Source organism: Anaeromyxobacter sp. SG17 (genome assembly GCF_022690695.1).
GTDB lineage: Bacteria > Myxococcota > Myxococcia > Myxococcales > Anaeromyxobacteraceae > Anaeromyxobacter > Anaeromyxobacter soli.
Genome location: NZ_JALCYX010000115.1, coordinates 1 through 9,600, shown reverse-complemented (window position 1 = coordinate 9,600; position 9,600 = coordinate 1). Strand labels below are relative to the sequence as shown.

At 76.4% G+C, this 9,600-nt stretch carries 9 protein-coding genes; 3 read left to right on the top strand and 6 right to left on the bottom strand.

Annotated features, from left to right (window positions below; genetic code table 11):
* The 6 genes from MNY60_RS22525 to ggt form a co-directional block, all read right to left on the bottom strand.
* On the bottom strand, nt 1-709 hold a 709-nt coding region (locus tag MNY60_RS22525), incomplete at its 3' end, for an Hpt domain-containing protein (protein WP_242361969.1).
* Nucleotides 710-712: 3 nt separating this feature from the next.
* Nucleotides 713-1,267 (bottom strand): chemotaxis protein CheW, encoded by a 555-nt coding sequence (locus tag MNY60_RS22520; protein ID WP_242356804.1) that lies wholly within the window; start codon nt 1,265-1,267, stop codon nt 713-715.
* Between the two features lie 3 nt (nt 1,268-1,270).
* Nucleotides 1,271-1,645 (bottom strand): PleD family two-component system response regulator, encoded by a 375-nt coding sequence (locus tag MNY60_RS22515; RefSeq protein WP_242341214.1) that lies wholly within the window; start codon nt 1,643-1,645, stop codon nt 1,271-1,273.
* Nucleotides 1,642-3,066, bottom strand: coding sequence for a protein-glutamate O-methyltransferase CheR (locus MNY60_RS22510; protein ID WP_242361966.1), 1,425 nt, complete (start codon nt 3,064-3,066; stop codon nt 1,642-1,644). The genes MNY60_RS22515 and MNY60_RS22510 overlap by 4 nt, the downstream gene beginning before the upstream one ends.
* Nucleotides 3,063-3,635 carry a chemotaxis protein CheW gene (locus MNY60_RS22505; RefSeq protein ID WP_242341212.1) on the bottom strand — a complete coding sequence of 191 codons (573 nt, stop codon included), beginning with the start codon at nt 3,633-3,635 and terminating at the stop codon, nt 3,063-3,065. Before MNY60_RS22505 ends, MNY60_RS22510 begins: the two co-directional genes overlap by 4 nt.
* Nucleotides 3,636-3,694: 59 nt before the next feature.
* Nucleotides 3,695-5,359 carry a gamma-glutamyltransferase gene (gene ggt, locus MNY60_RS22500; RefSeq protein ID WP_242361964.1) on the bottom strand — a complete coding sequence of 555 codons (1,665 nt, stop codon included), beginning with the start codon at nt 5,357-5,359 and terminating at the stop codon, nt 3,695-3,697.
* 95 nt (nt 5,360-5,454) lie between these two features.
* On the opposite strand from ggt, the gene glmU reads away from it, so the two are divergent.
* From glmU to thpR, 3 genes are all read left to right on the top strand, one after another.
* Nucleotides 5,455-6,921, top strand: a complete 1,467-nt coding sequence (glmU, locus tag MNY60_RS22495; RefSeq protein WP_242361961.1) for a bifunctional UDP-N-acetylglucosamine diphosphorylase/glucosamine-1-phosphate N-acetyltransferase GlmU — start codon at nt 5,455-5,457, stop codon at nt 6,919-6,921.
* Between the two features lie 38 nt (nt 6,922-6,959).
* Nucleotides 6,960-8,795, top strand: a complete 1,836-nt coding sequence (gene glmS / locus MNY60_RS22490; RefSeq protein WP_242361958.1) for a glutamine--fructose-6-phosphate transaminase (isomerizing) — start codon at nt 6,960-6,962, stop codon at nt 8,793-8,795.
* Nucleotides 8,796-8,976: 181 nt separating this feature from the next.
* The gene (thpR, locus tag MNY60_RS22485) at nt 8,977-9,579 is read left to right on the top strand and encodes an RNA 2',3'-cyclic phosphodiesterase (RefSeq protein WP_242361955.1); all 603 of its coding nucleotides are present in this window, start codon (nt 8,977-8,979) and stop codon (nt 9,577-9,579) included.
* Nucleotides 9,580-9,600 lie beyond the last annotated feature (21 nt).

The window sequence follows — 9,600 nt, the reverse complement described above, 5'->3', positions numbered from 1 at the left end:
GGGCCGCGGTGGCGCGCGGCGCGTCGACCCCGCCGTCGGCGAGCCCCGCGAACCCATCCGCCGCGCGGCGCGCGAGCGCGGCCGCGCCGGGGGCGGCGAGCGCGCCCATCCGGACCGCCGCCTGCGCGGCGCGGGTGGCGACCGCGCGGCGCGTCTCGGGATCGAGCGGCGCGCAGAGCTGCTCGAGCGCCTCCTCGAGGGCGTCCATGTCGGCGGGGGCGTCGCCTGGCGCGGGAGCCTCCGCGAGGCGCGGCTCCGGCGCCTCGGGGCCGTCCTCTCCCGGCGTGCCGTCCTCGGGGTCTTCCCCGGCCGGCGCTTCGGCCCGCTCGAGCGCGGGGCGGAGGGCGGCGAGGAGCGTCTCGACCCCCGCGACGGCGATGACGCCGCCCTCGTCGCCGGCCGCGATCGCGTCCTCCATCGCCTCGACCGCCTCGAGCGACGCCTGCACGGCGGCGCGGGAGAGCCCGGCGGCCGGGTCGAACCCCGCGAGCGATCCCTCGATCGCGTGCGCGAGCCGCTCCACGTCGGCGAGGCCGAGGCTCCCCGAAGAGCCCTTGAGGCTGTGCGCGATGCGGCGCACGGCGTCGAGCGCCTCGGGCGCGCGCGGGTCGCGCTCGAGCGTGAGGATCCCCGTGCTGATGGCCTCGAGGTGCTCGCGCGCCTCGGCGGAGAAGACGGGCCAGATCTGGCGGAAGAGCTCGCGATCCATGCGCTACCCGCCGTGCGCCGCCGGGGCGCCGAGCTTGCCGAGGTCGAGCACCGCGAGCCGGTCCTGCGCGATCCACGAGAACGGGCCCTCCGCGGCGCTCGAGAGCCCATCGCGCGGGAGCTCCACCTGGCCCTCGACCGCCTCCGCGGCGAGGCCGAACGCCTCGTCGCCGTGCTCGACCACCAGGATCTTCGCGAGGTCGTTCAGCCCCGCGCCCTCGAGGCCGAGGAGCTGCCGCAGGTCGAGCACCGGCACCACCCGCGCCCGCGCCACCGCCGCGCCGAGGAGCCAGGGGGGCGCCGCGGGGAGCGGCGAGAGCACCTGCGCGTCGAGGATCTGGAACACGTCCTCGACCTCGACCCCGTAGCGCTCCCCGCCCACGCTGAACGCCACCACGGGCAAGGTGGCCACCGCGGTGGTCTCCCGCGCGAAGGCGATCTCCCGCGCCCGCTCCTCGAGGATCCGGCGGCGCGCCTCGGGCGACGGCGCCGGCTCGAGCGCGTCCGGCGGCTCGGCCGGAGCCGCCCTGAGCTCGCGCCCCTGTCCCGTTGCCGTCACGCGCTACCTCCTCGCGGGGAGCTGGAGGATCCCGCCCACGGTCTTGCGGAGCTCCTCCACCGAGACGGGCTTCGTCAGGAACGCGGTCGCGCCGACGAGCTTGCCCTTCTTGCGGCTCGCGTCGTCGGCGAGCGAGGTGAGGAGGACGATGGGCGTCTTGTGGAGGATCGGATCGGCGCGGATCGCGGCGCACAGCTCGAAGCCGTCCATCCCGGGCATCCGCACGTCCGAGATGACGAGATCCGGCTTGTGCTCGCGCGCCCGCGCGAGGCCCTCCGTGCCGTCCTTCGCCTCCACGAACTCGATCTGCCAGCCCATCAGGTAGACCTGGATGAGCGACAGGAGCGTCCGCGTGTCGTCGACGAGCAGCACCTTCATGGCTCGCTCCTTCCGGCGCCCGCGCGGGGCCGGCGAACTTCGCCGAGCGCGCTGCGCAGCGCACCGGCGGTGATGGGCTCGACGCCGCGGAGCGGCGCGCCGTCGTCCAGGCCCTCGACGGCCTCGATCGCGTTCCGCCGCGCGCGCGCCGCCTCGTCGTGCCGCCCGACGCGCGCGTAGAGCGGCACGAGCGACGCGTGCGCCATCGCGAGGCCGGGCTCGAGGTAGAGGGCGCGCCGGAGGGCGTCGATGGCGCCGCCGAGATCGCCCCGCGCGTCGGCGGCCATGGCGAGGAGCAGGTAGGACTCCGGGCAAAGGTGCCGCTCGGCCACCTCGCGGGCGAGCTGCTCCGCGAACTCGAGGTCGCCGCGGCGCGCGGCGGCGCGGGCCTGCTCGAAGCCGGGGATGGGGATCGCGGCTTCGCTCGGAACCGGCGTGTCCAGCGCGGTGGGCGTCACGACCGCGGCCGGGGCGGGAGTCGGGGCCGGGGTGAGCGTCGCGGCGGCCGGGGTGGGCGTCGCGATCGGAGCGGGGGTGGGCGCCGGAGCCGCGCTCGCGCTCCTCCCCCGGCTCCGCGCCTTCGCAGGCGCCGCTCGCTCGGTCCGGACCTCTCCCGGCGCGAGCCGGCGGAAGATCACCGTGCCGCCCACCTCCAGCCGCTCCACCGCGAGCTTCTCGGCGATGGGCACCTCCACCGGGCCGAGCAGGAGGACCCCCCCCGGCGCGACCGCCTCGAGGAGCCGCGCGGTGATCGCGCGCGCGGTCTCGGGGTCGAAGTAGATGAGGACGTTGCGGCAGACGACGAGGTCGAACGGGCCGGCGGGGGCGGGCTCGGAGTAGAGGTTGTGGCGACGGAACTCCACCGCGGCGCGCACCTCCGCGCGGACGCGCACCTGCGGCCCCTCGCCCTCGAGGTGGCGAGCGCGCGCGCCCGGATCGAGCCGGCGCAGCGACCACGCCCCGTAGACCGCCTCGGCGGCCACCGCGAGCGCGCGGGCGGACACGTCGGTCGCGAGGATCCGGTCGCGGCACGCCGCCCGGCCGGCGTCGCGGAGCAGCATCGCGAGCGAGTACGGCTCCTCGCCGGTGGCGCACCCGGCCGACCAGATCCGCAGCGGGCGCTCGCGCTGCGCGCGCGCCAGCACCACCTCGCGCACGGCGTCGAGCTGCTCGGGGTGGCGGAAGAAGTAGGTCTCCCCGACCACCGCCGCCTCGACGAGCTCGCCCAGGCAGCGCGGATCGCGGGCCCGGAGCCGGGCCCGGAACGCCTCGGGCTCGAGCTCCACCGCCCGCGCGGCGCGGCGGAGCGCCTCCTCGAGCGTGGTGCGGAGCCCCTCGGTGAGCGTGATGCCGCACGCGTCGCGCAGCGCCCGCTCGACGTCCTCGACGCCGGCGGCGAAGGTCGCGCCGGCGGCGGTCAAGGCCGCTCCGGGAGGCCTTCGGCGAGGGGCGCGGGATCGAGGAGCGGCACGACCTCTCGGTCGAGCAGGCACAGCCCGGCGACGAGCGGCGTGCCGCGCCAGGCCGGGGGCGTCCCGGACGCCGCGTCCCCGTGGAAGAGCCGGGGGCCGTCCACGAGCCGGTCCACCCGGTCGACGACGACGCCGAGGGTCGGCGAGCCGGGGAGGATCGCGATCTGGGCGTCGAGGGGAGGCTCGCGAACGGCGCCGAGCCAGGCGGAGAGATCCACCGCGACGACCGGCTGGCCCCGGCACACGAAGGTCCCGAGCACGTGCGGCGAGGCGCCGGCGAGCGGCGCGGTGGCCACGAGCCGGATCACCTCCGAGACGCGGGAGGCCGGGAGCAGCGCGCGCCGGCCGGCGGCCTCGACGAGGAGGTGCATCCCGGGGAGCGCGTCGCCGCCGTGGGCGACGAGGTCGCGCTGCGCGGCGCGGAGCGCCTCCTCGAGCCGCCGCACCTCGGCGGCGAGCGCCGCCCGCGGCGTACGGACGCCGCCCGCGGCGGCGGTGGGTGCAGGTCTCGAGGTCACGGTCCGGCAAGCAGGATAGCGGACGGCCGCCCGCCCGTCGAACCCGCGCCAGCACGCGATCAGGGCGCCGACGGGGCTCCGTCGTACCTGGGATCGCTCGCCGCCTCCCAGCGACCGTCCGGCCGGCGCCGCACCGCCTGGGCGTTGCCCCAGGGCCGTTCCGCCACCTGGAGCCGGTGCCCCCGTGCCGCGAGCGCGCGGGCGGTCTCGGCCTCGAGCGCGTTCGGCTCGACGCGCAGGGCGTCCGGCTGCCACTGATGGTGCAGGCGTGGAGCGGCGAGGGCCTGCTCCAGGGACATACCGTCGTCCACGAGGTGGGAGATCGCCTGCGCGACGGTGGTCGGGATCGTCGAGCCGCCCGGCGCGCCGACGGCGAGCCAGAGCGCCCCTCCAGGCGCGAAGACGAGCGTCGGCGCCATCGACGAGAGCGGCGTCTTCCCGGCCGCGGGCGCGTTCGCGCCGGTGCCGACGAGCCCGTACGCGTTCGGCGCGCCCGCGGCGGCGTCGAAGTCGTCCATCTCGTCGTTGAGCAGGATCCCCGTCCCCGGGACGACCACGCACGCGCCGAACAGGTAGTTCACGGTCGTGGTGATCGCGACCGCGTTCCCCTCCGCGTCCACCACCGAGAGGTGGGTCGTGTGCTTCCCCTCGTCGCGCGGCGGCGTGTCCGCGGCGACGGGGCGCGTCCGCTCGCCGAGCTCCGCGGAGAGGCGGGCGGCGTACGCGGGCGAGACCATCTCCTCGACCACCGCCGCCGCCCCGGGCACGAAGTCCGGGTCGCCGAGCGCGGCGCGCCTCGCGAAGAGCCGCTTCTCCGCCTCCGCCATGGCGTGCAGGAAGCGCACGGGCCGGTACCCGCCCTCGCGCGGCGCCTCCCGCTCCAGCGCCTGCAAGAGCCCGATCACGATCGCGCCTCCCGCGGAGGGCAGGCCCATGGAGACGATCCGGTAGCCGCGGTAGCTCCCCTCGACCGGCGCGCGGTCGCGCACGCGGTAGCGCGCGAGGTCGCTCGCGGCGAGCACGCCGCCGTCGTCCCGCGCGGCCCGGGCGATGCGCTCCGCGAGCGGGCCGCGGTAGAAGGCCGCGGGATCCCGGCCGAGGAGCCGCAGCGTGCGGGCGAGGTCGCGGCGCACGATCCGCTCGCCGGGCGCGGGCGCCGCGGGCCGGCCGTCCGCGCCGGCGACGAGGAGCTCCCTCGCGGCCGCGGGCCGGGCGGCCAGGCACGCGAGGCGGGCCCTCGCCGCGTCGCAGTAGGAGGGCGAGGCCGGGAACCCGCGCTCGGCGAGGCGCGCCGCGGGCGCGGCGAGCGCCGCGAAGGAGCGGGTGCCGAAGCGGCGCGCGAGCTCCGCGTAGCCCTTCACGGCCCCCGGAACCGCCACCGCGAGGCCGCCGTCGAGCGAGCGCGACGGCGTCGCCGGGGCGCCGCCCCGCGCCGCGAACAGGTCCGGGGTCGCCGCGCCGGGTGCGACCTCGCGAAAGTCGAGGGCGTGGACCTTCTTCTCGCGCGCGTCGTAGACGAGGGCGAAGCCGCCGCCGCCGATTCCAGAGGACTGCGGCTCGACCACCGCGAGCGCGAGGGCGGCCGCGACCGCCGCGTCGGCGGCGTTGCCGCCCCGGCGCAAGACGTCCGCGGCGACCTCGCTCGCGAGCGGGTGAGCGGTCGCGACCGCCCCCCGGCTGGAGACGGCTGTCGCGGACAGGACGATCGCGAGCAGGACGGGCATCCACCACCTGTACCACCGCGCGGCGGCCTTTCCGGGCCCCGCCCCCGCTCCTCGGGCTTGATCACCACGCGGGGGCGAGCCTAGCCTGCCGCGACATGACCCGCTCTCCCACCCCCCTCGCCGCGATCGTGCTCGCCGCCGGCAAGGGCACCCGGATGAAGTCGCAGAAGGCGAAGGTCCTCCACGAGGTCGGCGGCCGCCCGCTGGCCTGGTTCCCGCTGCTGCGCGCGCTCGAGCTCGGGGCGAACCCGGTCGTCGCGGTGGTGGGCCACCAGGCGGAGGCGGTCGAGGCGGCGCTCGCGGCCGCGCTCCCCGGCGCGCCGCTGCGCTTCGCCGTGCAGCGCGAGCAGCTCGGCACCGCGCACGCCGTCCTCGCCGCCCGCGAGGCGCTCGGCGCGTACGACGGCCCGATCGTGATCCTCTCCGGCGACACGCCCCTCCTCACGGCGGAGACGCTCGCGCACGTCGTCGGCGCGCGGGCGGGCGGCGCCACCCTCGCGCTCGCGACGATGAAGCTCGCGAACCCGCACGGCTACGGGCGCATCGTCCGCGACCCCGCGGGCAACCCGGCGCGCGTGGTCGAGGAGAAGGACGCGAACGAGGCCGAGCGCGCCATCGACGAGGTGAACGCCGGGCTCTACTGCGCCGAGGCGGCGTTCCTGTGGGACGCGCTCTCGAAGGTGGGCAGCGCCAACGCCCAGGCCGAGTTCTACCTCACCGACCTCGTCGCGATGGCGGCGCGCGCGGGCGGCGCGGTCGCCGTGCCGGTCCCGCCCGAGGAGGCGTCGGGCGTGAACGACCGCGAGGAGCTCGCCCGGGCCGGGCGGGTGCTCCTGCGCCGGCGGGCGTCGGCGCTCATGCGCGGCGGCGTGACGATCGAGGATCCGGAGCGGTTCGACTGCGACGAGGGCGTCGAGATCGGCGCGGACACCGTCATCGAGCCGAACGTCCGGCTGAAGGGGCGCACCCGCGTCGGCGCGGGCTGCCGGCTCGGCGCGGGCGCGATCCTCACCGACGCGACCCTCGGCGACGGCGTCACGGTGAAGCCGTACACGGTCGTCGACGAGTCCACCGTGGCCGCGCGCGCGATCCTGGGGCCGTTCTCCCGGCTCCGCCCCGGCAGCGAGATCGGCGAGGAGGCGCACGTCGGGAACTTCGTCGAGACGAAGAAGGCGCGCCTCGGCAAGGGGGCGAAGGCGAACCACCTCACGTACCTCGGCGACGCCACGGTGGGCGCGGGCGCGAACGTCGGCGCCGGCACGATCACCTGCAACTACGACGGCGAGAAGAAGCACCCCACCGTGATCGGCGAGGGGGCCTTCATCGGCTCGGACTCGATCCTGGTCGCGCCCATCGAGATCGGCGCCGGGGCGTACGTCGCGGCGGGCTCCACCCTCACCGACAGCGTGCCGCCCGGCGCACTGGCGCTCGGGCGCGCCAAGCAAGTGACGAAGGAGGGGTGGGTGGCCAGGCGGCAGGCGGAGAAGCAGAACAAAGGGGCGGCCGAGGCCGCGCCGCCGCCGGCTCCGGGCGAGGGCCCGCGCGGCGGACGAGCGAGCTAGCGGGCGAACCGCTTCCCCGTGGTAGAAGGCAGGCCCTCATGTGCGGAATCGTTGGCTACGTCGGTCCCCGGCAGTGCGTCGACCTCATCGTCGGCGGCCTCAGGAAGCTCGAGTACCGCGGCTATGACTCCGCGGGCGTCGCGGTGGTCGGGCCGTCCGGCCTCGCGGTGAAGCGGGCGAAGGGCAAGCTCCAGAACCTCGTGACGATCCTGCGCGACGGGCCCCTGCCCGGCTGCACGGGCATCGGCCACACGCGCTGGGCGACGCACGGCCGGCCGTCGGACGAGAACGCCCACCCGCACGCGTACGGCGGGGTGGCGGTGGTCCACAACGGCATCATCGAGAACCACCTCGACCTCAAGGCGGCGCTCACGGGTCGCGGCCACAAGTTCGCCTCCGAGACCGACACCGAGATCTTCGCGCACCTCATCGCCGACGCGCTCCGGGACGGCGCCCGCGACCTGCAGGCCGCCGTCCGCGCGGCCCTCGCGCAGGTCCAGGGCACCTACGCCATCGCGGTCGTCTCGGAGAAGCGGCCGGGCGAGATCGTCGCCGCGAAGAACGCCTCGCCGCTCGTGGTCGGCTACGGCGAGGGCGAGAGCTTCCTCGCCTCGGACGTGCCGGCCATCCTCGAGCACACCCGCGAGGTGAGCTATCTCGAGGAGGGCGAGCTCGCGGTCCTGACCGCCGGGGGGATCACGCTCTTCGGGCGCGACGGCGAGCCGGTCGAGCGCAAGCCGCGGCGGATCGAGTGGAGCGCGGTGGCCGCCGAGAAGGACGGCCACAAGCACTTCATGCACAAGGAGATCTTCGAGCAGCCCCGGGCCGTCGCGGACACGATCCGCGGGCGCGCGTCGCTCGAGCAGGGCGACGTCACGCTCGACGGGGTCGAGCTGCCCGAGGACTACGTCAAGCAGCTCGAGCGGATCGTCATCGTCGCCTGCGGCACCTCCTGGCACGCCGGGCTCTCCGGGCGCCAGATGATCGAGGCGCTCGCGCGCATCCCGGTGGAGGTGGAGCTCGCGAGCGAGTTCCGCAACCGGGATCCGCTGGTCTCGGAGCGCGTGCTCTGCCTCGCCGTCTCGCAGTCGGGCGAGACGGCCGACACGCTCGCGGCGGTGAAGATCGCGCGGGCGCGCGGCGCCAAGGCCTACGCGATCTGCAACGTCGTGGGCTCGGCGATCGCGCGCGAGTGCGACGGCGGGACGCTCTTCACCCGCGCAGGCCCGGAGATCGGCGTCGCCTCGACGAAGGCGTTCACGACCCAGCTCGCCGGCCTCTATCTCCTCGCGGTGAAGCTCGGCCGCCTGCGCGGCACGCTCTCCGCCGACGCCGCGCGCGAGCACCTCGAGGCGCTTCGCCACGTCCCCTCCTGGATGGAGCAGATGATCCGCCAGGAGGCGGCGCTCATGCCGATCGCGAAGCGCTGCGCCGCGGCGCGCGACGTCCTGTTCCTCGGGCGCGGGAGCCAGTACCCCGTCGCGCTCGAGGGGGCGCTCAAGCTCAAGGAGATCTCGTACATCCACGCCGAGGGCTACGCCGCGGGCGAGATGAAGCACGGCCCGATCGCCCTCATCGACGAGGAGCTGCCGGTCGTCGTCCTCGCCACGCAGGAGCGCGCGTACGAGAAGACGCTCGGCAACATGGAGGAGGTCCGCGCCCGCGGAGGCCACGTGTTCGCGGTGGTGTCCGAGGGCGACACGCACGCGGCGAGCCTCGCCGAGGTGGCGCTCACGGTCCCGCCCGCCCCGCCGCTCCTCGCCCCGCTCGTCTCCATCATCCCGCTCCAGTTCCTCGCCTACCACGTCGCCGATCTGAAGGGCACGGACGTGGATCAGCCCAGGAACCTGGCCAAGAGCGTGACGGTCGAGTAGCAGCGCGCGGCGGCGCGGCCGGCAGAGGCCGCGCCAGAGCGCGCCGGGGGCCCGGGGGAGCGTCTCGCTCCCCCGGCACGATGCCCAGCCGAGGAATCTGGCCAAGAGCGTGACGGTCGAGTAGCAGCGCGACCCCTCTCCCTTCTCGCCATCCGCCCCACGGTCCGCTACACCTCGTCCCGTGGAGGGCAAGAGTCACCGCCTCTTCGTCGCGCTCGAGCCGACGGATCTCGTCCGTCGCCGCATCGCCGCGACGGCCGCGCACCTGCGCCGCTCGGCGGGCCGCGCGGCCGACGACGTCCGCTGGGTCGTCCCCGAGAACGTCCACCTCACCTTGCAGTTCCTGGGCGCCGTCCCGGAGCCGCGCGTGGAGGCCGTCGCGGACGCCGTGCGCGCGGCGGCCGCCGGGTCGCACCCGCTCGCGCTGGAGGTGCACAACGCCGGCGGCTTCCCGAACGCGCGGCGGCCGCGGGTCGTGTGGGCGGGCATCCAGGGCGACGTCGCCGCGCTGGGGGCGCTCGTGCAGGACCTCGGGCGACGGCTCGCGCCGCTCGGCTTCGCGCCGGAGGCGCGCCCGTTCTCCCCGCACCTGACGCTCGGCCGGGCGCGCGACGTCCGCGGCGCGCCCGGGCTCGGTGGGGCGCTCGCGGAGGCGGCGCAGGGCGACGGCGTCGCGTGGCGCGCCGGCGAGCTCGTGCTCTTCGAGTCGCACCTGTCGCCGAAGGGACCGCGCTACGAGGCCATCGTGCGCGCCCCGCTCGGACGCTCGAGCGAGGGACGCTGATCGAAGTGATCGCCCGGCTCA